Raw genomic sequence first — 22,798 nt, forward strand, 5'->3', positions numbered from 1 at the left:
CTCAATGGCCATCAACGGCTATGCTAGAGTGGATCCAAACCAATAACAGGTAATACCGGTTTTACGTCATCTCAAAGGGAATGGGGGGCTTCCTGACACAACCGGCCAAGCCACGCTGGGGCTTCAATGCGCTATTTGTTGATGATGTTGTTCTGTTTGCCCCTCCTGGCAAACGCCGTCGAATTCGACGAGTTCACCCAGAGCCTCCCGCTGGGTCGATCCCTGCAAGTGTTCGAAGACCCGAGTGGTCAGGCGAGCATTGCCGACGTCCGCGCGCAAGCCGCCGCCGGAAACTTCAAACCTCACGATAAAGCCACGCTCAATGCCGGTTATTCGCGCTCGGCGTTCTGGCTGAAGATCGACCTGCATTACCGCCCGACCAACCCGTCGGCGCAGCGCAGCTGGTTGCTGGAACTGGCGTATCCGCCGCTCGATCATCTCGACCTGTATCTGCGCGATGCGGCCGGTGACTATCGTCTGGTGCGGCAGACCGGGGACGCCTTGCCGTTCGCCAGTCGCGAAATCCGCCAGAACAATTACCTGTTCGACCTGGCGTTCAAGCCGGATCAGCAGCGAACTGTTTATCTGCGGTTGTCCAGCGAGGGCTCGATCCAGGCGCCGGTGACGTTGTGGTCGAGCACCGCGTACCTCGAAGACCAGCCGGTGCGCCTGTACGTGCTGGGGATCATTTATGGCGTGCTGCTGGGGATGCTGGTTTACAACCTGTTCATCTACCTCAGCGTGCGCGACACCAGTTACCTCTATTACATCTTCTATATCGCCTCGTTCGGCCTTTATCAGCTGTCGGTCAATGGCGCGGCGGTCGAGTATTTCTGGCCGGACAACCCATGGTGGGCCAACGCCGCCACGCCATTTTTCATCGGTTGCGCGGGGCTGTTCGGCAGCCAGTTCGCCCGCAGTTTCCTGCAGACCAGGAACCACAGCCGCTGGCTCGATCGCCTGCTGATCGCCCTGATCGTTTTTGGCGCGGTGGTAATCGGCCTGTCGTTGATGACCAGTTATGGTCTGGCCCTGCGTTTGGCGACGACCCTGGCTCTGACCTTCACCGTAGTGATCTTCGCCGCCGGAATCCTGGCCTGGTGGCGCGGCCTGCGGGTGGCGCGTTATTTCATCATTGCCTGGTCGGCGTTCCTGATCGGCGGCATCGTCAACACCATGATGGTGTTGGGCCTGCTGCCGAATGTGTTCCTGACCATGTACGCCAGCCAGATCGGTTCGGCCATCGAAGTGGCACTGCTGTCGCTGGCGCTGGCCGACCGCATCAACGCCATGCGCGAACAACAGGCGCAGACCCTGTTCGATGCCGGCCAGAAACTTGAAGTGCTGAACCAGCAACTGGCCCACAGCAACAAGCTCAAGGACGAATTCCTCGCGACTCTCACTCACGAACTGCGCACGCCGATGAATGGCGTGATCGGCTCGCTGGAGTTGATGCAGACCGTTGAACTCGATCCGGAACTGGAGCAATACCAGCAGACCGCCGCCGGTTCGGCGCGGGACATGATGCGCATGGTCAACGGCATCCTGACCCTGACCGAATTGCAGGCCGGCAAGCTTAAGGCGACGCCGGGCAGTTTCAGCCTGCGCGGGGTGGTCGAGGCGTTGCGGATTCAGTTCGATGGCAACGCTTCGAGCAAGTCGCTGGACTTCAAGGTCGACGTGCTGCCGACCCTGCCGGATCGCCTGCATGGCGACAGCGCCAAACTCGCGCAATGCCTGGAGTGCCTGCTGGACAACGCGATCAAGTTCACCCGCGTCGGCGGCCTCGCGTTGCGGGTCACCGGCAAACCGTCCACGGACAATCGGCTGGCGCTGTCCTTCGCGGTGATTGACACCGGCATCGGTTTTACCGATCTGGGCGAGGCCACGCTGTATCAGCGGTTCTTCCAGCTCGACGGTTCGATGACCCGCGAATACGGTGGGTTGGGCGTCGGTCTGGCGATCTGCCGTCAATTGGTGGAGTTGCTCGGTGGCAAGCTTACACACCGCTCCGAACCGGGGAGTGGCAGCCGCTTTCAACTGGATGTCGAGTTTGAGCTGCCGGAAGTGGAAGCCGTGCCCGCGTTCAGCCGCGACACCGTGCGCGCGCCGCAGGATTGCACCGTACTGCTGGTGGACGACAACAGCGTCAACCAATTGGTGATGCGCGGCATGTTGCTCAAGCTCGGTTTCCGCGTGCGCACCGCCGACCACGGCGCGGCGGCGCTCGACTGTTTGCAGCGCGAGCGCGAGCGCTTCGATGCGGTGCTGATCGATTGCCAGTTGCCGCCGCTGGACGGGGCATCGCTGTGTTGCCAGATTCGTGACCTGCCGGGATGCGCCCATCTGCCGGTGTTCATGATCGCGCTGGGGGCGGATCGGGAGCATTGCGCGTCGGGTGGCTCGATCGACTATCTGAGTAAACCGGTGAAATTCGAGGATCTGCAGGTGGCGATGCAGCGACGGGTGTTGAGTTGCTGACAGGGTGAAAGCGCCGGCAATTAGGCCGATATGACACTTTGATCGGTTCCGGGGCGGTGCTTAACTGAAGCTCTGGCCGATCAAGGAGCCCCGTCATGAACCTGCATCAGTTCGCCGAAACCCACGAAGTCACCAACCAGCCACCGTCGCTGGACGGCACCAACCTCTACCGCATCGACCTGCCGTTGCAGGAGTGGTCGCGGCGGTTCGGCGCCGGCTGGGCCGAGTCGCGGATCGACGCTTACGGCGCGCTGGCCGGCGGGCCGCTGATGGAGGCTGGGTTCCTCGCCAATCAAAACAAACCGGTGTTCGCCAGCCATGACCGCTACGGTCATCGCATCGACCTGGTGGAGTTTCACCCGGCGTATCACGAGCTGATGCGCACCGCCATTGAACATGGCCTGACGTCGTTGCCTTGGGCTCATCCACAGGACGGCGCCCATGTCGCCCGCGCTTCCATGAGCTATCTGCACAGTCAGGCCGAGGCCGGCAGTGGTTGCCCGTTGACCATGACCTTCGCCAGTGTGCCGGCGATGCGTTTGCAGCCGAATCTGGCTGAGCAATGGCTGCCGAAAATCCTCGCCACCGAATACGACCCGCGCAATGTCGGCATGGCCCACAAGGCTGGCGTCACCATCGGCATGGCGATGACCGAGAAACAGGGCGGCACCGACGTGCGCGCCAACACCACCAAGGCCTATCCGGTCGGCGCCAGCGGCCCGGGCCAGGCTTATGAACTGGTGGGGCACAAGTGGTTCTGTTCGGCGCCGATGTGCGATGCGTTCCTGACGCTGGCACAGACCGATAAGGGCCTGAGCTGTTTCCTGCTGCCGCGCCATCGCCCGGACGACACGCGCAACCAGTTCTACATCCAGCGCCTGAAAAACAAGCTCGGCAACCAGTCCAACGCCTCCAGTGAAGTGGAGTTCCGTGGTGCGCTGGCGTGGATGGTCGGCGAGGAAGGACGCGGGGTGCCGACCATCATCGAGATGGTGGCCATGACCCGTTTCGATTGCATGGTCGGCTCCAGCTCGCTGATGCGTCAGGCACTGACCCAGGCCAGCCATCACTGCGCCCATCGCAAGGTCGGTGGCAAACTGCTCAGTGAACAACCGCTGATGCAGAACGTGCTGGCCGATCTGGCGCTGGAAAGCGAAGCCGCGCTGGCGCTGAGCCTGCGCATGGGCAAGGCGCTGGATCATCTCGATGACCGCCATGAAGCGCAGTTCGCCCGACTGGTGACAGCGGTGGGCAAGTACTGGATCTGCAAACGCGCGCCGGGGATGATCAACGAAGCCGCCGAATGCATGGGCGGCGCCGGGTATGTCGAAGACAGCATCCTGCCGCGTTTGTACCGCGAGGCGCCGGTGAACTCGACGTGGGAAGGCTCCGGCAATGTGCAATGCCTCGACGTGTTGCGGGCCTTGTCGAAAGAGCCGGGCGTGCTCGATGTGTTGTTCAGCGAGTTGGGCGACGGTCATGGCGACAAGCGACTGGCCGCGCACATTCAGCAATTGCAGGCGCAGTTCAGGGACACCAGTGACATTCAGTACCGCGCTCGGCAACTGACCGAAGATATCGCTTTGGGACTGCAAGCGAAGCTGCTGCTGGAAGCCGGGAATTCGGCGGTCAGCGATGCTTTTATCGCCAGTCGCCTGAGCGGTGGCGGGCGGGTCTACGGCGCGTTGCCGCGCAGGCTGGATGTCGAAGCCATCGTTGCCCGCTCGACGCCGCAAGGTTTCTGATCCAGATCGCCCGGACATAACAAAACCCTGTGTGAGCTGGCTTGCCAGCGATGACGGCCTGTCAGTCAACTTTGATGTTGAATGTGATGGCCTTATCGCGGGCAAGCCCGCTCCCACAGGGATCTTCATTGTTTGAAAGATTAGGGTGAACCCACAACGCCACTGTTTCCGTGACGCCACGATGCAGGCAAGATGAAGCTCTGCAAGTCAGAACACAGGAAGCTGATCGTGACCGAAGCGTTTATTGTCGTTCAAACCGCCGAACAGGCCGTGGATCGTCTCGCCGAGCTGCATGAGCGGGCCACCACGGCGCTGAACTCGGCGCTCAAGCGTTATCTCAAGGATCGCGTCGAGCCCGACGCCGAGCAACGTGCCCTGTTCCGTTATCCCGAACTGCGTCTGACCTATCACTGCCAGGGCGAAGTCCCGCAGACCACCCGCGCCTACGCCAAAGTCCAGTTGCCGGGCACGTACAGCGTGACCGTCACCCACCCGGCGGCGTTTCGCAAATACCTGCTGGAACAGCTCACGCCGCTGATGCATGACTTCACCGTGACCGTCGAAGTCGGGGTCAGCGAGCAGAACATTCCCTATCCGTACGTGGTCGAGCAGGGCGATGAACTGGCCGGCTCCGGGGTCACCGCCGCCGTGCTGGCGCGAGTGTTCCCGAGTACCGACCTGTCCGCCGCCACCGACGGCATCGCCGACGGGCTCTACGACTGGGAAAATACCGATCCGCTGCCGCTGGCGCTGTTCGATGCGGCCCGCGTCGATTTTTCGCTGCGCCGCCTGGTGCATTACACCGGAAGCGACTGGCGCCATGTGCAGCCGTGGATTCTGCTGACCAACTATCATCGTTATGTCGACCAGTTCATCGTCCATGGTCTGGAACAACTGCGTCGCGACCCGCGTTTCGTGCGCATGGTGTTGCCGGGCAACGTGATCATCGAAAAAGGCATGGATCACGGCGAAGCCTCGGCGATTGCGGCCGGTGTGGTGTGGCACCGCTATCAGATGCCGGCCTATCACCTGATCGCCAGCGATGGCCACGGCGTGACCCTGGTCAACATCGGCGTCGGCCCGTCCAACGCCAAGAACATCACCGACCACCTGGCCGTGTTGCGTCCGCATTGCTGGCTGATGATCGGTCACTGCGGCGGCCTGCGTCAGTCGCAGACCATCGGCGACTACGTGCTGGCCCACGCTTACATGCGTCGCGACGGGATTCTCGACCGCGTGGTGCCGCCGAACATTCCGATCCCGGCACTGGCCGAAGTGCAACTGGCGCTGCAACAAGCGGCGGCCAACATCACCGGCGAAAAAGGCGAAGAGCTGAAGAAGCGCCTGCGCACCGGCACTGTGCTGACCTACGATGACCGTAACTGGGAATTGCGCTGGGCTCAGGAACGGCCGCTGATCAACCTGTCCCGGGCCGTGGCGGTGGACATGGAAAGCGGCACCATCGCCGCCCAGGGATATCGCTTGCGGGTGCCGTACGGCACGTTGTTGTGTGTGTCGGACAAGCCGCTGCACAGCGAAATCAAGCTGCCGGGTTCGGCCAACGCGTTCTACGAACGCGCGGTCAGCCAGCACTTGAAGATCGGCATTGAAGCGGTGGATCTGCTGCGCACCGAACTCAACTCGCTGCACTCGCGCAAACTGCGCAGCTTCGACGAGCCGCCGTTCCGCTAACGGTTTGTCGTGGTCATTTGGCGGTCGGGGCACTAGCATTGTCAGCCCTGATCGCTAAATGTCTTCTCTCTTATGTCCCGTCCACCGCGCCCACCTTCCCGCCGCCCCGGCGCGAAGCCATCCTCTTCAGCCCCGCGTCGTGTCGCCAAGGCACCACCGTCCGAGCCGAAGCTGATCCTGTTCAATAAACCGTTCGATGTGCTGACGCAATTCAGCGACGGCGAAGGGCGGGCGACGCTCAAGGATTACATCGACATTCCGGGTATTTACCCGGCCGGGCGGCTGGACCGCGACAGCGAGGGTTTGCTGCTGCTGACCAACGACGGTCAGTTGCAGGCGCGGATCGCCGACCCCAAGCACAAACTGGCGAAAACCTATTGGGTGCAGGTCGAAGGCGTGCCGACGGCCGAGCAGTTGCAGCGTCTGCGTGACGGTGTCGAATTGAATGACGGCATGACTTTGCCCGCGCAAGCGCGGCAACTGGATGAGCCGGAGCTGTGGCCGCGCAATCCGCCGGTACGCTTTCGCGCAACCATTCCGACCACTTGGCTGGAGCTGGTGATTCGCGAAGGGCGCAACCGCCAGGTGCGGCGGATGACGGCGGCGGTGGGGCTGCCGACGTTGCGGCTGGTGCGGGTCAGGATTGGTGACTGGTCGATCGAAGGGCTCGATCAAGGCCAGTGGAAAGAAGTGCCGGCGCGCTTATAAGGCGCCGGATTCGATCAGGCCGATCACCACGCTCTTGATGATGAACGCCGCCACGCCCAGGCCCAGCACGAAGAACAGAATGAACGAGCCGAAGCGCCCGGCCTTGGACTTCTTCGCCAGATCCCAGACGATGAAACCCATGAAAATGATCAGGATGCTGACCAGACCGGTCATCATCCACTCTTCAAATACTGCTGGATCCATCGGGCATCTCCGGCGCTACGCGGCTGAAAGGGCGGCCGGGAGTATACGCCAGCGGCGAACGACGCAGCATTGACCTGCGTCGGTGTGCCGCAGTCATTCGTCGATTTCAGCTACGCAGATGAGTCAGCGGCAGTTCGGTGCTGTTGAGCACCTGATTCAGCACAAAACTCGAGCGCACGCTGGTGACGCCTTCGATCCGGGTCAGATGCCCCAGCAGCAGCTTCTGATAGTGATCCATGTCCGGCACCACCACTTTCAGCTGATAGTCAGCATCGACTCCGGTCACCAGGCTGCATTCCAGCACCTGCGGCAAGGTGCGGATCGCCGCTTCGAAGTTCTCGAAACGTTCCGGCGTGTGCCGGTCCATGCCGATCAGCACGTAGGCGGTCAGGCTCAGGCCAAGCATCTTGCGATCGAGCAGGGCGACCTGACGGGAGATGTAACCGTCGTCCTCCAGTTGCTTGACCCGGCGCGAGCACGGGGAGGGCGACAGACCGATGCGCTCGGCCAGTTCCTGGTTGGAGATGCGGGCGTCGCGCTGCAATTCCGCCAAAATACTCAGGTCGTAACGGTCGAGTTTGCTCATCAAACGGTCCTTTGTCTTAACTATTGCGGCGGATTATCTATCCAGGGTTAAAAATTGCGCAAGTGATGTTTATTTGAGCAATCTTCGCAATCATCTGTCGCGGCTCCGGGCCTATTCTTATCACCAGAATCACTGCTCGGTAACACAGTCCACTGCGGCCCGCCCAATCCGGCCCGCCGCGGCCGCCACCCCCACCGGGGTTGTGCCGGCCCCCGAGCTGCACACTGTCCAGAAGACGGCGTGAGGTGAGCCGACGTCAAAAGCGTCGAGCCAGGACGAAGTTCTCTAGAAGGGAGGCCGACGGGTCTCCCTTTTTTCTTGCCCGCGATTTGGCCCCTCCCGCTCAATAAATAAATGACGTGACTGATAACCTGTAGCAGAACCCGGTGTGTCCATCCCCGGTCTTAGCTACAAGCCCTCTTAATTTCAGGCGCTAGTGCGCAGTGAGGAATTTCATGAAGTCGCGCATCTGGCGTCTGGCCAGTGTTGGTTTGCTGTGTGTGAGTATCGGTGCGCAAGCGCTGGCGGATGAGCCGCAGAATCGCGGCCCCGACGGCGGCGGACGCGGGCCGGAGCATCAGGGCAACAATCAGGGGCATGGCGGCGGTGATCAGCAGCGCGGCCAGAACAGTCCGCAGCGGCAGAACAACGACATCATCCGTGGCGACAACAGCCGCCAGTTCGAGCACAACGGTCAGCAGAACCACGGCCAACCGAACAATGGCCAGTGGCAGAACCAGAACCAGCCACGTCCGGCGTACAACCCCAACCCGGTGCGCCAGCCGCCACCGCCGCCGCAACTGCCGGCCAATGATCTGCCGATCCAGCCGCGCCCCGACACCGTGCGCCAGACCCAGGAGCCGCGTCAGGGTTACTACCGCGACGAGCGTCCGCAAAATGGTTATCACCAGAACTGGCAGACCGGCAACCGTCCCAACGACAACCGCTGGCCGGGTCGCCCCGACGGGCATGGCAACGGCTGGGGCCCTGGCCCGCAGTATCGGCCGGGCCATGTGATCGACCGTTTCCCGGATCGTGAATACCGCGTGCCGTATCGCGGCCAGGACTATTTCTACTCCGGCGGCTACTGGTATCGCCCGCAAGGCCCGCGCTACATCGTGGTTCAGCCGCCACGCGGGATTCGCATCCAGTACCTGCCGGATTACGCTCGTGAGGTTTGGATCGGCGGTTCGCTGCTGTTCCTCGCCGCAGGCTCGTACTACGCCTATCAGGAAGCGACCCAGGATTACGTCGTGGTCGAGCCGCCAGTGCAGCAGCCACCGCAGCCGACCGGCAACGGCTATGACGTGGAAGCCTATCCGGCCAACGGTCAGTCACCGGAACAGGTTCAGCGCGACGGGTACGAGTGCTATCAGTACGCGGTGCAGCAGAGCGGCTTCAATCCGCGCACCGCGACTTATCAACCGGCGCCCGAAGTGGTGCAGGCCTACCGCCAGGCCCAGGGCAATTGCCTGAGCAGCCGCGGTTATCAGGTGAGATAAAGCAGCGGTGAGCTGCAAGTTTCGAGCTACAAGCTTGAAGCTTGCCGCTCGCGGCTTGTAGCTGCTTTTATCGGGTCGGCGTGCACCAGCACTTCGGCCCGTGGGTAGGCCTTGTGAATCGCATCCGCCGCCTGATCGCTGATGCCATGGGCAACTGACAGCGTCAATTCCCCCGGCAATTCCAGGTGCACCTGCACAAACCAGTGATTGCCGGAAATCCGCGTGCGCAAATCATGCGCGCCCAATACGCCCGGTACGCCGCACGCCAGTTCGAGCATGTGCTGACTGACATCCGTCGGCAGTTCTTCATCCATCAGCACCGAAAAACTTTCCCGGGCGATCTGAATCGCGCTCCACAGAATGTATGCCGCGATCCCCAGACCAAACCACGCATCCAGTTGCTCGAAACCCAATCCGGCCAACACCAGCGCAATCAGAATGCTGCCGTTGAGCAACAGATCCGAACGGTAATGCAGTGAGTCCGCCCGCACGGCGTTGGAGCCGGTCTGCTTGATGACCCGATGCTGCAACATCAGCAGCGCCGCCGTCAGCACCAGGGAAAACACGATCACACCGATGCTCAGCCATGGCGCGCCAAGCGGCTCGGGATTTTTCAGACGCTCATAAGCCTGAAACGCGATCAGCAGCGCACTGCCGCCAATGAACAACGCCTGCGCCATGCCCGCCAGGGACTCGGCCTTGCCGTGGCCATAACGGTGATCGTCATCCGCCGGGCGCAGCGCGTAATGCACCGCCAGCAGATTGAGCAACGAAGCGATGCCATCGAGGGCCGAGTCGGTGAGGCCGGCGAGCATGCTCACCGAACCGCTCAGCCACCAGGCGATGGCTTTGGCGATGATCAGCGTACAGGCCACCGCCACCGAGGCGCGGGTCGCCAGCCGCAGCAGGCGGGCGTGTTCGGGGCTTGTGGTCATGGGTGCGTCAATTCCTTATGCGGCAGGTTGCAGGCCGAACATCGCCAGTTGCTGGGTGCTGCCTTTGTGCTGGATCAGGCGCGGGTCGTCCAGCGGCAGATTGCGGCCCAGCTCGGTTTCGAGAATAGCCTGCAACTTCAAGTTATCGACCTGGCCGTCCGGGCCGATGGCTTGCTTGAGCTTGGCCGGATCGACCTGCGCCGTGTGGCCCGGTTCGAAGTAGATCGCGCCGGTGGCGAAGTCCACGGCAAACGCGATCACGCCGGGAAGGATATAGAACAGCAGGCCCACGGCATCGAGCACGGCGATTGCCGGGTCGATCTTGCCGTCGATCTGGCCGCGCCGGTCGGGATAGAAAATCGAACCGCACGCAGTGATCTGAGTGAGCAGGGTGGCAACCAGTACACCGCCGATCAGGCGAAAAGGTAAGCGCATGGGAATCTCCTGAGTCATCTGTTAACGAAGCGTCATCGTGTGAAGTTAAGACCCTGACGAACGCCTGGCAGTTCGCCGTTATACTCGGCCCTCTGTTTGGGAGCCAGCATGAATTTTTTGCCAATCGACGAAGTTTTACCCGCCCTGCGTGAAGCGTTGGCGACACGCCACGAAGCCGTGCTCGAAGCACCGCCCGGCGCCGGTAAAACCACCCGCGTGCCCTTGGCCCTGCTCAATGAAGCGTGGCTGAACGGGCAGACCATTCTCATGCTCGAACCTCGTCGGTTGGCCGCGCGCGCAGCGGCCGAGCGGCTGGCCAGCGAGTTGGGCGAGAAGGTCGGTGAAACCGTCGGTTATCGCATCCGTCTCGACAGCAAGGTTGGCCCTAACACCCGCATCGAAGTGGTCACCGAAGGCATTCTCACCCGGCGCTTGCAGGACGACCCGGCGCTGGACGGCGTGGGCCTGCTGATCTTCGACGAATTCCACGAGCGCAGCCTCGACGCCGATCTGGCGCTGGCCCTCAGTCTGAACGGTCGCGAGCTGTTTCGAGCTGAACAACCGCTGAAGATTCTGCTGATGTCTGCCACTCTCGAAGGCGAGCGTCTGGCCGGGCTGCTCGACGACGCGCCAATCCTGCGCAGCGAGGGCCGGATGTTCCCGGTGACGATGCGCTGGGGCCGGCCGTTTCAGCCCGGCGAATACATCGATCAACGCGTCACGCAAACGGTGCTCGAAGCGCTGCACGATGAAACCGGCAGCCTGCTGGTGTTCCTGCCGGGGCAGGCGGAAATCCGACGTGTCCATCAACAACTGGCGGACGCCATCGGTGAGCGCAGCGACGTGTTGCTCTGCCCGCTGCACGGCGAACTCGACCTGAATGCCCAGCGTGCCGCCATCGACCCGGCGCCGGCCGGCCAGCGCAAAGTGGTGCTGGCCACCAACATCGCCGAGACCAGCCTGACCATCAACGGCGTGCGCGTGGTGATCGATGCCGGGCTGGCGCGGGTGCCGCGTTTTGATCCGGGCAGCGGCATGACTCGCCTCGACACTCAGCGCATCTCCAAAGCCAGCGCCACCCAGCGTGCCGGCCGGGCCGGGCGTCTGGAGCCGGGCGTGTGTTATCGGCTGTGGTCGCAGGATCAGCATGAACAACTGGCGGCTTATGGCAGTGCGGAAATCCTTTCGGCGGATCTCGCAGGGCTGGCGTTGCAACTCGGGCGCTGGGGCGTGGCGCCGAGTGATCTGATCTGGCTCGACGTGCCGCCGGCGGCCGCTTATGCACAGGCTCAGGACCTGTTGCAGCGCCTCGGTGCACTGGACGGTGAAAGCCTCAACCGCCACGGTCAGGCCATGGCTGAATTGCCGGCCCACCCGCGCATCGCCCATTTGCTGTTGCGCGGTCAGGCACTGGGATTGGCAAACATGGCGTGCGACGTCGCCGCGTTGCTCGGCGAACGCGACATTTTGCGTGGCGCCGGGGCCGATCTTCACAGTCGTTTGGCATTGCTGTCCGGCGAAGAGCGCGCGTCGCGTGGTGCCCAGGGCGGTGTGCAGCGCGCCCGGCAACTGGCGCGGCAATATCGCGGCTACCTGCGCGGTAAGGCGAGCGAACCGGTCGCCGACCCGGATCATCCACGCTGGCTCGGCGCGCTGCTGGCGCTGGCCTACCCGGACCGCGTCGCTCAGCAACGGCGTGCCGGTGGTGCCGAATATCGTTTGGCCAACGGCCGCGCGGCGTTGTTCGCCGAAGCCGACAGCCTGATGAAGGAACCGTGGATCGTGATCGCCGACCTCGGCAGCCGTCAGGGGCAACGCGAGGAACGGATTTATCTGGCGGCGGATTTCAATCCGGCGCTGTTCGATTCGGTGCTGGCCGAACAAGTGCACAACGTCGATCAACTGGACTGGGACGAACGCGAAGGCGTGCTGCGCGCCGAGCGTCAGCGCAAGGTTGGCGAGCTGATCCTCAGCCGCGAACCACTGACCGGTCTCGACGAAAACGCCCGCAGCCAGGCATTGGTCAATCTGGTGCGGCGCAAAGGTCTGGAACTGCTGCCGTGGACCCCGGAACTGCGCCAGTGGCAGGCGCGAGTCGCGTTGCTGCGCCAGCTCGATCTGGACGCCAAGGGCGACAGCCAATGGCCGGATGTCAGCGACGCGACGCTGCTGAAAACCCTCGAAGACTGGCTGATGCCTTATATGGGCAAGGTCTCGCGCCTCAGTCATTTCGCCAACCTCGACCTGTCGAGCATCGTGCGTAATCTGCTGCCATGGCCACTGCCGCAACAGCTCGATGAACAGGCACCGCATCACCTGAGCGTGCCGTCAGGCTCGTCGATTCGCCTCGACTACAGCGAGCAACCACCGATTCTCGCCGTGCGCTTGCAGGAGCTGTTCGGCCTCGCCGACACACCGCGCATCGCCGGCGGCCGGCAAGTGGTCAAGCTGCACCTGCTGTCGCCGGCTCGGCGGCCGGTGCAGGTGACGCAGGATCTGGCCAACTTCTGGCGCAGCACCTATGCCGAAGTGAAGAAAGATCTGAAGGGGCGGTATCCGAAGCATTACTGGCCGGATGATCCGCTGGTGGCTGAAGCCACTGCTCGGGCCAAACCGCGGGGTACGTGAGAGTCAGCGGCTGGCCTTCGCGGTCAGTTGCTCCCGGCAATAATCGGCAAACAACTGCGCCGGTTTGGTCAGTTGCCCGCGTTTGAGCCACGCGGCTACCAGGCCTGAGCCGGTGACGTCTTCGACGATGTCGACGCACACGACTTTCTTGCCGTCGTAGGTGCATTCCGAGTGCGGGCGGGTCACCAGGATCGAGAAGCCGAAACCCTGGCCGACCATGCCGCGCACCATTTCGATCGAGGGCGAGCTGAACTCGATGCGTGGCGACAGGCCGAGTTCTTCGAACAGGCTGACGAAGTAGGTGCGGCTCGGTTGCACGTCGAGCAGGATCATCGGTTCCAGGCACAAGTCTCGCAGCGAAACCTGCTTGAGCTGGGCGAAGCGGTGATCCGCCGGTAGCAACGCGTAAGGCCGTTGGGCCGGCATCAGCGGTTCGGTTTCGATGGTGGCGTCGAGGTCGTGCTTGTACAGGATCGCCAGGTCGAAGGTGCCCGAGGTCAGGCCTTGCACCAGTTCCTGTTGTTCGCCGTCGCGGATGCGGATTTTCACTCCCGGATACAACGCCGAGAACCCGGCAATCAACTGCGGCAGGTACAGCGGCGCGACCGTTTCAAAACAGCCGATATCGATCTGCCCGGCCACCACGTCGTTGTCGGCGAGGGCGTTCTGTTCGAACTCCTTGGCCATGCGCAGCAGTTCCTGAGCCTTGCGGAAGAACCGCGCGCCACTGGGCGTCAGCGACACGCCTTGGGCGTGATGGCGGATCAGCAGTTGCACGCCGAAGCTGTCCTCCAGCCCCTTGATCGCCGTGGAAATCGCCGGTTGCGCGATGTACAGCTTGCGCGACGCTTCGGCGACGCTGCCGCATTCGACGGTGGTGATGAAGTATTTCAACTGACGCAGGTTGTAAGCGGCCACGGTGAACCTCAAAGCGAACGGATTGCACATCCAAGCAATTTGTACGCCGCCGGCCTCCGTTCTGTCGGCGGTTTTTTTGTCCCTGAACAATAGCCCCATACGCGCGTGAAGGGGCCGTCGGCTGGTTACCTTTTTTATTGTCTGCGAAGACATTTTTACTGGTTTTAGCGCGCACGGGCCTGAGCGACTATCGACCCCGCACTGTTCTCAAAAGAATAAAAGTCCAAGGAGCAACCACCGTGTTCGAGCTTGCAGACTGGCAGCGCAAGGCCGCTGAATTGAGTTTTCCCAATCAGGCCGTGATCGACGGCAAATTGCGTGCGGCGCAGTCGGGGCAGACCTTTGCCGCGATCAACCCGGCCACCGGCCAGTTGCTGGCAAACGTCGCCGCGTGCGGTGAGGAAGATGTCGAAGCGGCGGTGCAGAATGCGCGGCGGGTGTTCGAGGCCGGCACCTGGGCCGGGCGTTCACCGACCGAGCGCAAGCAGGTCCTGCTGCGTCTGGCGGATCTGATCCTGGCCAATCGCGAAGAACTGGCGCTGCTCGATTCGCTGAACATGGGCAAACCGGTGAAGGACGCTTGCAACATCGACGTGCCGGGCGCCGCCGGGGTGTTCCGCTGGTACGCCGAAAGCCTCGACAAACTCTACGATCAGGTCGCGCCAAGCGCCTCGAACGTGCTGGCGACCATCACCCGCGAAGCGCTGGGCGTGGTCGCCGCCGTGGTGCCTTGGAATTTCCCGCTGGACATGGCCGCGTGGAAACTCGCCCCGGCGCTGGCGGCGGGCAACTCGGTAATCCTCAAACCCGCCGAGCAATCACCGTTCTCTGCATTGCGTCTGGCTGAGCTGGCGCTGGAAGCCGGGTTGCCGGCCGGCGTGCTGAACGTGCTGCCGGGGCTCGGCGAGCAGACCGGCAAAGCCCTGGGCTTGCACCCGGATGTCGATTGCCTGGTGTTCACCGGCTCGACCCAGGTCGGCAAATATTTCATGCAGTACTCCGCGCAGTCGAACCTCAAACAGGTGTGGCTGGAGTGCGGCGGCAAGAGCGCCAATCTGGTGTTCGCCGACTGCAAGGATCTTGATCTGGCGGCGCAGAAAGCCGCGTTCGGGATCTTCTTCAATCAGGGCGAAGTCTGCTCGGCCAACTCGCGGTTGCTGGTGGAGCGCTCGATTCATGACGAGTTCGTCGAGCGCCTGAAGGCTCAGGCCGAACGCTGGCAGCCGGGCGATCCGCTGGGCCCGGCGAGTGCGGCCGGTGCGATCGTCGACAGTCGTCAGACCGAAAGCATCCTGCGCTTCATCCATCAGGCCGAGCGTGAAGGCGCGACCCGCGTCTGCGGCGGCCGGCAACTGAGTTTCAACGGCTCGGACAACTTCATTCAACCAACGATTTTCACCGACGTGCAGCCGCACATGACGCTGTTTCGCGAAGAAGTGTTCGGCCCGGTGCTGGCGGTGATGCCGTTCGATGACGAGGCCCACGCCTTGCAACTGGCCAACGACAGCGTCTACGGTCTGGCGGCGTCGCTGTGGACCGATGATCTGCACCGCGCGCACCGGGTGGCGCGGCAATTGCGAGCCGGTACGGTGTCGGTCAACAGCGTCGATGCGCTGGACGTGACCGTGCCGTTCGGCGGTGGCAAGCAATCCGGTTTCGGCCGCGATCTGTCGCTGCACTCGTTCGACAAATACACCCAGTTGAAAACCACCTGGTTTCAACTGCGCTCATGACAGCCGCTCACAACAAGAAAGGAGATCCGGCGATGACCACCTCACGTGAAACCCGCGACTACCAGGCCGCCGATGCAGCGCACCACATTCATGCGTTCGTCGACCAGAAAGCCCTCAACGACGAAGGCCCACGGGTGATGGTGCGTGGTGATCGCCTGCACCTGTGGGACAACGACGGTCGGCGCTACCTCGACGGCATGTCCGGGCTGTGGTGCACCAACCTCGGCTACGGGCGCAAGGACTTGAACGCCGCCGCGAGCCGGCAACTGGAACAGTTGCCGTACTACAACATGTTTTTCCACACCACCCACCCGCAGGTGATCGAGCTCTCCGAGCTGCTGTTCAGCCTGCTGCCGGGGCACTACAGCCACGCGATCTACACCAACTCCGGCTCCGAGGCCAACGAGGTGCTGATCCGTACCGTGCGCCGTTACTGGCAGGTGCTGGGCAAGCCCGAGAAGAAAATCATGATCGGCCGCTGGAACGGTTACCACGGTTCGACCCTGGCCGCGACGGCCCTCGGCGGCATGAAGTTCATGCACGAAATGGGCGGGATGATTCCCGACATCGCGCATATCGACGAGCCGTACTTCTTCGCTCACGAAGGCCACCTGACGCCAGCTGAATTCGGTCTGCGGGCGGCGCAGCAACTGGAAGCGAAGATCCTCGAACTGGGCGCCGACAAGGTCGCCGGATTCATCGCCGAACCGTTCCAGGGTGCGGGCGGGATGATCTTCCCGCCGGAAAGCTACTGGCCGGAAATCCAGCGCATCTGTCGTAAATACGACGTGCTGTTGTGTGCCGATGAAGTGATCGGCGGCTTTGGTCGCACGGGTGAGTGGTTCGCCCACGAATACTTCGGTTTCGAACCGGACACCCTGTCCATCGCCAAGGGTTTGACCTCTGGTTACATCCCGATGGGTGGCTTGATCCTGTCGAAGAAAATGGCCGACGTGCTGGTGGAGCAGGGCGGCGTGTTCGCCCACGGGCTGACCTATTCCGGGCACCCGGTGGCGGCAGCGGTGGCGATTGCCAACCTCAAGGCATTGCGTGATGAAGGCGTGGTGACGCGAGTCAAGGATGACATCGGCCCGTACCTGCAACAGTGCCTGCGCGAGGTGTTCGGCAATCACCCGTTGGTGGGCGATATCCAGGGCACGGGCATGGTCGCGGCGTTGCAACTGGCCGAAGACAAGGCCACGCGCAAGCGCTTTGCCAATGAGAACGACATTGCCTGGCGCTGCCGCACGATTGGTTTTGAGGAGGGGGTGATCATTCGTTCCACTTTGGGGCGAATGATCATGGCGCCGGCGCTGATTGCCAGTCGTGAAGAGATAGATGAGCTGGTGGGCAAGACCCTGAAAGCGTTGGATCGTACGGCGCAGGAATACGGTCGGCTCTGAGGTATTCGTAAGGTTCAAGGCCCCCTTCGCGGGCAAGTCGAAACGTCGCACCGCCGCTCCCACAGGTTTCTCGGCTAACGCAAATATTGTGTACGTTCGAGGGCCCTGTGGGAGTGGGCTTGCCCGCGATTGCGTCAGTCGATTCAACATCGTTTTTGCTGTCTTGCACCCCCTCTGTGCACCCCCGCCAGACGCGCCCTTTCGCAGTGCGCACTACCCAGTTTTTTCATCGTTCGCGTCTAACTATTTCCTCGTTTTCCTGACGCCAAGCCTGGGTCAACATCGATTTCGCCAGCCAATGCATTGCCCGCCAGAGTCCAGCAGAGACCGCAGCGTGCAATCGCGACACCACGGCTGGCCGTACTGCCCATGACAACTAAATCAACAGCGTTGGGAGTGCTCCATGAACAAGTCCTTGTTTACCCGTCTTGCAGGTCCTCTGGCGATTTCCGCCCTTTGCGTCACCGGCGCCCAGGCCGGCACCTTGTCGATCGGCCACACCACGTGGGTCGGTTACGGCACCCTGTATCTGGCCCAGGATCTGGGCTACTTCAAGGAAAACGGCCTGACCGTCGAATTGCCGGTGGTCGAAGAAGCGTCGATGTACATGGCCGCCCAGGCGTCGGGGCAATTGTCCGGCTCGGCCTCGACCATCGACGAAGTGCTCAAGTACCGCCCGCAGTTCTGCTTCAAGGCCGTGGCCGCGCTGGATGACAGCCATGGCGGCGATGGCGTGCTGGTCGGCAAGAACGTCAAGAGCCTGCAAGAACTCAAGGGCCAGGCCGTGGCTGTCAACGAAGGGTCGACCTCGCAGTTCTGGCTCTCGTACCTGTTGAAAAAGAACGGCATGAGCATGAGCGACATCACCGTGCAGAACATGACCGCTGACGATGCCGCCACCGCGTTCATCGCCGGTCGTGTGCCGGCCGCCGTGACCTGGGAGCCGCATCTGTCGATGGTGCGCGACAAGCAGCAGGGCAAGGTGCTGATCGACAGCAGCAGTACGCCGGGGGTGATCGTCGATGTGGTGGCGCTCAACTGCACGGTGATCGAGAAGCAGCCGGAAGACGTCAAGGCGCTGGTCGCCGGCCTCTATAAAGCGGTGCAGTTCACTAAGGACCATCCACAGAAAGCCTACGAAATCATGGCCAAGGGTGTCGGCGGTTACCTGTCCGATCCAAAGGAACTGGCCGCTGCCGCGCAGGGCGTGCGCTTCTACGATCAGGCCATGAGCGAAAAACTGCTTGGCTCGCCGGGTAAGCCGGGTGACAGCGCACCGCTGATCAAACTGGCCAACGAAACCGCCAGCGAATTGCAGGGCAAGCCCTACAACGTCAGCAACGATGATCTGGTGGATAACCGTTTCGTCAGCCCGCTCTAGGAGACTGCTCATGTTCAAGCGCAATTCATGGCTGAGCCGCTGCATTACGCCGAAGACCGGATTGCCGGTGCCGGTGGTGTGGAGCGCCAGCGGTCTGGCCTGGGTGTTGCTGGTCGGCCTGTGGGCCGGGTTGTCCTACGGCGGCATCGTGCCGGGTATGTTCCTGCCGACGCCCGGTGCGGTGGTTGAAGCCGCCGTGCGCCTGAGCCGCGACGGCACCCTCGGCCAGCATGTCTGGGCCAGTGTCGAAGTGGTGATGGTCGGTTTCATCGTGTCGTCGCTGGTGGCGGTGCCGCTGGGTTTGCTGATGGGCAGCTTTCGCATCGTCCAGGCGTTCCTCGAGCCTCTGGTCAACTTCATCCGCTATTTGCCGGTGACCTCGTTCGTGCCGTTGTTCATCCTGTGGATCGGTATCGGGCTGGAACAACGGGTGTCGGTGATCATTTTCGGCGTGTTCTTCCAGCAACTGGTGATGATCGCGGACGTGTCCAAAGGCATCTCCAAGGACTTGATCAACGCCTCCTACACCCTCGGCTCCAACCGGCGTGACGCAGTGCTGCACGTGATCGCCCCGGCATCGTTGCCCGGTGTGCTCGACACCTTGCGGGTGACCATGGGCTGGGCCTGGACCTATCTGGTGGTCGCCGAACTGGTCGCCGCTTCCAGTGGCCTCGGCTACTTGAGCCTCAAGGCCATGCGCGGCTTTCAGGTCGATGTGATTTTTCTCGCCATCGCGATCATCGGCCTGCTCGGCCTGGTCACCGATCAACTGTTCCGCTTCTTGCGTTTGAGGATTGCCGCATGGGCTCAGTAACCGCTGCCAACCGTCGTTTCATCGAGCCGGTCGCCGTACCGGCACACGCCGCGCCAAGGTTGCAGGTGGACAAGGTCAGCCTGCGCTACACCAAGCCCGGCGGCGGTACATTCACCGCGCTGGAAGAAGTGTCGTTCGAAGTGCCGGATCAGCAATTTGCAGTGCTGGTCGGGCCGTCGGGCTGCGGCAAGTCAAGTCTGCTGTACCTCACCGCCGGCCTGGCCGAGCCGACCTCCGGCGAGATCTACGTCGGCGGCCAGCAAGTGCAGGGCCCCGGCGCGGATCGCGGGATGGTGTTCCAGAGCTACACGCTGTTCCCGTGGCTGACGGTGCGGCAGAACGTCGAGTTCGGCCTCAAGCGTCGGGGCATGCCGGCGGCGCGGCGCAAGGAAATTGTCGATCACTATGTGCATGAAGTCGGCTTGTCCGGGTTTGCCGACAACTACGCCAAGCAGTTGTCCGGCGGCATGATGCAGCGGGTGGCGATTGCCCGGGCATTGGCCAACGATCCGCAGATCCTGCTGATGGACGAACCCTTCGGCGCCCTCGACAGCCAGACCCGTCTGCAAATGCAGCAGCTGTTATTGCGGGTGTGGGGCAACAGCAAGAAAACCGTGCTGTTCGTTACTCACGATATCGATGAAGCAATCCTGCTCGGCGATCGGGTGTATGTGATGGGCGCCAGGCCGGGGCGGATCAAGCAGATTCTCGATGTGCCGATCGAACGCCCACGCACCCTGGACATGGTCATGGAGCGCTCGTTCATCGACATGAAGCGGCAGATCTTCGGGCTGTTGCACGACGATCTTGAAGAAGCTCACTGAGTTCAGTTGGGTGGCAGGAGGAACTTCGCTATCACCGGCAGATGATCGGAAATGCGCAACGTATCGTCCTGCCGCACCGTGGCTTCGACCCGTTTGATCTTCGGGCTGTAGAACAGGTAATCGACCGTGCGGTCCGGGCCATTGAGGCCGGGGTCGTTGGGGTAGTGGGTCAGCCACTTGGCGCGGTCGATGCCGCTGGCTTCATTGTTGGTCGGGATCATCGGGTACTTGTCCCACAACAGATGCAGCGCACTGTCCACGGAGTAGGGCGTGCGCTGTTCGACCGGCAGGCGCCGGTACTGGCCGAGCGGCAACAGGTTGAAGTCCCCCCCGATCAGCCACGGCGTGCCGTGGCTTTCGTGTTTGTCGAGAACCTTGGCCACCGCTGTCACCTGCGCCTGCAAGGTGTCGTCCGGTTGGGTGGCGCGATCCAGATGGGTGTTGAACACCACCAGTTGCCCGCCATCGCTGAGCGGCAGGGTGGTGGCGAGCAGCGCATCTTTCGGCTGGAACTGACGGCTGATGAGGTTCGCCGGCTGCACCGGCAATTGCAGGCGCTCGGCGTGTTCGATGCGGTAGCGGCTGAGGGTGGCGAGTTGCCGGCCGACGCTGCCGAAGATGTGCGGATCCGGGACGAAATCGGCCTTCCAGTCGAAGGCGTGGGCGCTGCACGGGTAGAGGTCGGTCAGACGCTCCTGCAACAGCTTGAGCTGGTTCTGGTAGTCGCTGGCCTTGGCGCCGTCATCCAGTTCCTGCAACAGCACCACGTCGGGCTGTTCGTCGCGGATCACCCGCGCCACCTCATCGAGGCTGAAGGCCATGTCTTCCGGGGTCGGGGCTTCGTCGTCGCCTTGCGCCAGGTCATTCCAGAACACGTAGCGCTTGCCGGCCAGGTATTGCACGTTCCAGGTCATGACCTTCAGGGCCTGGCCGGGGACCAGCGTCGGCGGTTGACCGGTGCAGCTGACCGGCAGGGTTTCCCGGGCGTCGGGGCGCCAGGTCAGGCTGTAGATCAGCGTGCCGATCAGGGCGAGGACGAACAGCACGGGCAACAGGATGTAGCGCAGTAGACGGGTCATGGCTCGGCTTATAGCGATACGGAAGTGGTCCCGAGCATACCCGAGACCCATCGATCAGCCCAAGCGCGGCGCAGTCAGACTATTCCGTCACGTTTGTCGGGCAATTCGCTGATCAGCATGAACAGGCGGAACAGCACCACGCTGGTGAATAGCTGCAGGAAGCTGTGGCCACTGTCGATCAGCACCGCGATCAACGGATTCTGCGGATCGGGATAGACCTGCAAAGTCAGGCCCTTGAGCAGCCACAACGGCCCCATCACACACAGGATGCACACCAGAATCCGCAGAAAATGCCCACGGCTCAGGCGCAGACTCTCCTTCATCGCCTGCAACGGACCGTAACCGCGCAGCACCAACAGGTATTCACCGAAGGCCAGAGTGACCATCAGCCACAGCCCCGGCAGAAAATACAGCGACAGCCCGAGCAGGATCAGCAAGGTGTTCAGCGCAGTGAGCACCGCGAAGCGCGGCCACAGGCGAGCGGCCATTGCCAGCAGGTCGAGGGTTTGCGGGGATTCGCCACGGGTGCGGGCGTCGAGAAACAGGATCAGCGCGGCGGTGTACAGCGGGTAGACCAGCAGGCCGACGATCACGCTGATGGCCGAGTAACCGTCCGGGTCGCTGGCATGGTCGACCACCTGTTGCAGCGCGGCTTCGAAAATCACCAGCGGCAGGCACAACTGGACGATCCGGCCCAGATTGCGTTTGAAGAAATACAGCGAGTCGCGCAGCACATCGAAGGCATTCATCAGTCGGTATCGCAGGTCAAAAACAGTGGCCCACTTTAACCGATGATCCGTTTCGCTGCGCAAACGTAAACGTTCGGTAAAGGTCATTGAAACATTCTGTTGCTGCCTCCATTACAGAGGTGCGCCTTCTCCGACGTGGAGGAGGGCAACGTTATCCCCGGCAATCTACGAGGTCGCCATGAACAGCGAAGAACAAACCCTGATCGATGGACTGTTTTCCCGGCTGCAACAGGCCGAAACGGAGGCAGCCCCGCGCGACGCCCAGGCCGAGGCGCGGATCAAGGAACACCTGACGCGCCAGCCGGCCGCAGGTTATTTCATGACCCAGGCGATTCTGGTGCAGGAGGCTGCCCTCAAGAGCCTCGACGAACAGAACAAACAACTGACTCAACAGGTCAAGCAATTGCAGGCCGAACTGCAATCGGCCAAGGCGCAGAGCGCGCCGCCGGCCTCCAGCGGTGGTGGCTTCCTGTCGAGCATCTTCGGTGGCAGCAGCTCGCGCCCGGCGCCGACCCAGAGCGCCCCGGCGTCCACCGGCGGCTGGCGTGAGCCGGCTCCGCAGCAGAACTTCGGTGCGCCCGCGCCACAACAGAACTTCGGCGCGCCACCTCCGGGTTATGGCCAGCAACAAGCGGCCCCGGCAGCCGGCAGCAGCTTCCTCGGCGGCGCCCTGAAAACGGCGGCCGGCGTGGCGGGTGGCGTGATGCTGGCGCAAGGCATCAGCAGCCTGTTCCATCACAACCAGCAGCCGGAAGAAATCGTCGAAGTCATCAAGGAAGAGCCCGCCCAGGTCAACGACCAGAGCAACAACGGCTGGGGCGATGATCAGCGCATGGCCAACAACGACTCCTACGGTAATGACCAGGGCGGCTTTACCGACACTGACTACAGCGATGACAACTCATCGTTCTTCGATGACGACGATTCCTTCGTCTGATTCACCATTCGTGCGGGGGGCCGGAGCGCCCCGGGCCGCGTATT

19 protein-coding genes are annotated in these 22,798 nt (G+C 62.4%); 12 read left to right on the forward strand and 7 right to left on the reverse strand.

Annotated features, from left to right (window positions below):
- Positions 1 to 126: 126 nt before the first annotated feature.
- The 4 genes from QLG12_RS19270 (at position 127) to QLG12_RS19285 (ending at position 6,626) form a co-directional block, all read left to right on the forward strand.
- Positions 127 to 2,481: a hybrid sensor histidine kinase/response regulator gene (locus tag QLG12_RS19270; protein WP_282475081.1), complete on the forward strand. Its 2,355-nt coding sequence runs from the start codon at positions 127 to 129 to the stop codon at positions 2,479 to 2,481.
- A 95-nt stretch (positions 2,482 to 2,576) separates the two neighbouring features.
- A complete protein-coding gene (locus QLG12_RS19275; RefSeq protein WP_282475082.1) occupies positions 2,577 to 4,226 on the forward strand; it encodes an acyl-CoA dehydrogenase family protein in 1,650 nt (549 codons plus the stop codon).
- Positions 4,227 to 4,418: 192 nt separating this feature from the next.
- On the forward strand, positions 4,419 to 5,918 hold the full coding sequence (amn, locus tag QLG12_RS19280) for an AMP nucleosidase (RefSeq protein WP_162130486.1): 1,500 nt from the start codon (positions 4,419 to 4,421) through the stop codon (positions 5,916 to 5,918).
- 72 nt (positions 5,919 to 5,990) lie between these two features.
- Positions 5,991 to 6,626: a pseudouridine synthase gene (locus tag QLG12_RS19285; protein ID WP_232253878.1), complete on the forward strand. Its 636-nt coding sequence runs from the start codon at positions 5,991 to 5,993 to the stop codon at positions 6,624 to 6,626.
- On the opposite strand, the gene QLG12_RS19290 is transcribed toward QLG12_RS19285, so the two are convergent.
- Positions 6,621 to 6,830: a DUF2788 domain-containing protein gene (locus QLG12_RS19290; protein ID WP_003228500.1), complete on the reverse strand. Its 210-nt coding sequence runs from the start codon at positions 6,828 to 6,830 to the stop codon at positions 6,621 to 6,623. The genes QLG12_RS19285 and QLG12_RS19290 overlap by 6 nt on opposite strands.
- A gap of 106 nt (positions 6,831 to 6,936) precedes the next feature.
- Positions 6,937 to 7,416, reverse strand: a complete 480-nt coding sequence (locus QLG12_RS19295; protein ID WP_007909658.1) for an Lrp/AsnC family transcriptional regulator — start codon at positions 7,414 to 7,416, stop codon at positions 6,937 to 6,939.
- A 455-nt stretch (positions 7,417 to 7,871) separates the two neighbouring features.
- Between QLG12_RS19295 and QLG12_RS19300 the strand changes: the two genes are divergently transcribed.
- Positions 7,872 to 8,918 carry a DUF6515 family protein gene (locus QLG12_RS19300; RefSeq protein WP_197870053.1) on the forward strand — a complete coding sequence of 349 codons (1,047 nt, stop codon included), beginning with the start codon at positions 7,872 to 7,874 and terminating at the stop codon, positions 8,916 to 8,918.
- 26 nt (positions 8,919 to 8,944) lie between these two features.
- Here QLG12_RS19300 and QLG12_RS19305 read toward each other — a convergent pair whose 3' ends face one another.
- Together QLG12_RS19305 and QLG12_RS19310 are read right to left on the reverse strand one after the other, a co-directional pair.
- Positions 8,945 to 9,853 carry a cation diffusion facilitator family transporter gene (locus QLG12_RS19305; protein WP_282475083.1) on the reverse strand — a complete coding sequence of 303 codons (909 nt, stop codon included), beginning with the start codon at positions 9,851 to 9,853 and terminating at the stop codon, positions 8,945 to 8,947.
- 15 nt (positions 9,854 to 9,868) lie between these two features.
- A complete protein-coding gene (locus QLG12_RS19310; protein ID WP_039771823.1) occupies positions 9,869 to 10,288 on the reverse strand; it encodes a hypothetical protein in 420 nt (139 codons plus the stop codon).
- A gap of 108 nt (positions 10,289 to 10,396) precedes the next feature.
- Here QLG12_RS19310 and hrpB point away from each other — a divergent pair, with 108 nt between their 5' ends.
- Complete coding sequence (gene hrpB / locus QLG12_RS19315) at positions 10,397 to 12,916, forward strand: ATP-dependent helicase HrpB (RefSeq protein WP_282475084.1); 2,520 nt, start codon at positions 10,397 to 10,399, stop codon at positions 12,914 to 12,916.
- 3 nt (positions 12,917 to 12,919) lie between these two features.
- Here hrpB and QLG12_RS19320 read toward each other — a convergent pair whose 3' ends face one another.
- On the reverse strand, positions 12,920 to 13,834 hold the full coding sequence (locus tag QLG12_RS19320; RefSeq protein WP_007958716.1) for a LysR family transcriptional regulator: 915 nt from the start codon (positions 13,832 to 13,834) through the stop codon (positions 12,920 to 12,922).
- A 239-nt stretch (positions 13,835 to 14,073) separates the two neighbouring features.
- On the opposite strand from QLG12_RS19320, the gene QLG12_RS19325 reads away from it, so the two are divergent.
- The 5 genes from QLG12_RS19325 (at position 14,074) to QLG12_RS19345 (ending at position 19,989) form a co-directional block, all read left to right on the forward strand.
- A complete protein-coding gene (locus QLG12_RS19325) occupies positions 14,074 to 15,567 on the forward strand; it encodes an aldehyde dehydrogenase (RefSeq protein WP_282475085.1) in 1,494 nt (497 codons plus the stop codon).
- Positions 15,568 to 15,599: 32 nt separating this feature from the next.
- The gene (locus QLG12_RS19330) at positions 15,600 to 16,970 is read left to right on the forward strand and encodes an aspartate aminotransferase family protein (protein ID WP_282475086.1); all 1,371 of its coding nucleotides are present in this window, start codon (positions 15,600 to 15,602) and stop codon (positions 16,968 to 16,970) included.
- 403 nt (positions 16,971 to 17,373) lie between these two features.
- Entirely contained in the window at positions 17,374 to 18,351 is a 978-nt protein-coding gene (locus tag QLG12_RS19335) for an ABC transporter substrate-binding protein (protein WP_197870047.1), read from the forward strand.
- Between the two features lie 10 nt (positions 18,352 to 18,361).
- On the forward strand, positions 18,362 to 19,165 hold the full coding sequence (locus QLG12_RS19340; protein WP_007958721.1) for an ABC transporter permease: 804 nt from the start codon (positions 18,362 to 18,364) through the stop codon (positions 19,163 to 19,165).
- Positions 19,153 to 19,989 (forward strand): ABC transporter ATP-binding protein, encoded by an 837-nt coding sequence (locus tag QLG12_RS19345; RefSeq protein ID WP_282475087.1) that lies wholly within the window; start codon positions 19,153 to 19,155, stop codon positions 19,987 to 19,989. The genes QLG12_RS19340 and QLG12_RS19345 overlap by 13 nt, the downstream gene beginning before the upstream one ends.
- 2 nt (positions 19,990 to 19,991) lie before the next feature.
- Here QLG12_RS19345 and QLG12_RS19350 read toward each other — a convergent pair whose 3' ends face one another.
- A complete protein-coding gene (locus QLG12_RS19350; RefSeq protein ID WP_282475088.1) occupies positions 19,992 to 21,068 on the reverse strand; it encodes an endonuclease/exonuclease/phosphatase family protein in 1,077 nt (358 codons plus the stop codon).
- 74 nt (positions 21,069 to 21,142) lie between these two features.
- Positions 21,143 to 21,817, reverse strand: coding sequence for a YciC family protein (locus QLG12_RS19355; RefSeq protein ID WP_085655092.1), 675 nt, complete (start codon positions 21,815 to 21,817; stop codon positions 21,143 to 21,145).
- Positions 21,818 to 21,995: 178 nt separating this feature from the next.
- Between QLG12_RS19355 and QLG12_RS19360 the strand changes: the two genes are divergently transcribed.
- On the forward strand, positions 21,996 to 22,754 hold the full coding sequence (locus tag QLG12_RS19360; RefSeq protein WP_134020981.1) for a DUF2076 domain-containing protein: 759 nt from the start codon (positions 21,996 to 21,998) through the stop codon (positions 22,752 to 22,754).
- The last annotated feature ends 44 nt before the right edge of the window (positions 22,755 to 22,798 follow it).

The sequence above is a fragment of the Pseudomonas sp. V88_4 genome (genome assembly GCF_029967985.1).
GTDB classification, from domain to species: Bacteria; Pseudomonadota; Gammaproteobacteria; order Pseudomonadales; family Pseudomonadaceae; genus Aquipseudomonas; species Aquipseudomonas glycinae.

Coding starts and splice junctions, on each gene's coding strand:
- QLG12_RS19350 (WP_282475088.1), bottom strand. CDS start 21,068: ATGACCCGTCTACTGCGCTACATCCTGTTGCCCGTGCTGTTCGTCCTC.
- QLG12_RS19340 (WP_007958721.1), top strand. CDS start 18,362: ATGTTCAAGCGCAATTCATGGCTGAGCCGCTGCATTACGCCGAAGACC.
- QLG12_RS19295 (WP_007909658.1), bottom strand. CDS start 7,416: ATGAGCAAACTCGACCGTTACGACCTGAGTATTTTGGCGGAATTGCAG.
- hrpB (WP_282475084.1), top strand. CDS start 10,397: ATGAATTTTTTGCCAATCGACGAAGTTTTACCCGCCCTGCGTGAAGCG.
- amn (WP_162130486.1), top strand. CDS start 4,419: ATGAAGCTCTGCAAGTCAGAACACAGGAAGCTGATCGTGACCGAAGCG.
- QLG12_RS19360 (WP_134020981.1), top strand. CDS start 21,996: ATGAACAGCGAAGAACAAACCCTGATCGATGGACTGTTTTCCCGGCTG.
- QLG12_RS19270 (WP_282475081.1), top strand. CDS start 127: ATGCGCTATTTGTTGATGATGTTGTTCTGTTTGCCCCTCCTGGCAAAC.
- QLG12_RS19300 (WP_197870053.1), top strand. CDS start 7,872: ATGAAGTCGCGCATCTGGCGTCTGGCCAGTGTTGGTTTGCTGTGTGTG.
- QLG12_RS19285 (WP_232253878.1), top strand. CDS start 5,991: ATGTCCCGTCCACCGCGCCCACCTTCCCGCCGCCCCGGCGCGAAGCCA.
- QLG12_RS19310 (WP_039771823.1), bottom strand. CDS start 10,288: ATGCGCTTACCTTTTCGCCTGATCGGCGGTGTACTGGTTGCCACCCTG.
- QLG12_RS19355 (WP_085655092.1), bottom strand. CDS start 21,817: ATGAATGCCTTCGATGTGCTGCGCGACTCGCTGTATTTCTTCAAACGC.
- QLG12_RS19345 (WP_282475087.1), top strand. CDS start 19,153: ATGGGCTCAGTAACCGCTGCCAACCGTCGTTTCATCGAGCCGGTCGCC.
- QLG12_RS19330 (WP_282475086.1), top strand. CDS start 15,600: ATGACCACCTCACGTGAAACCCGCGACTACCAGGCCGCCGATGCAGCG.
- QLG12_RS19335 (WP_197870047.1), top strand. CDS start 17,374: ATGAACAAGTCCTTGTTTACCCGTCTTGCAGGTCCTCTGGCGATTTCC.
- QLG12_RS19305 (WP_282475083.1), bottom strand. CDS start 9,853: ATGACCACAAGCCCCGAACACGCCCGCCTGCTGCGGCTGGCGACCCGC.
- QLG12_RS19290 (WP_003228500.1), bottom strand. CDS start 6,830: ATGGATCCAGCAGTATTTGAAGAGTGGATGATGACCGGTCTGGTCAGC.
- QLG12_RS19275 (WP_282475082.1), top strand. CDS start 2,577: ATGAACCTGCATCAGTTCGCCGAAACCCACGAAGTCACCAACCAGCCA.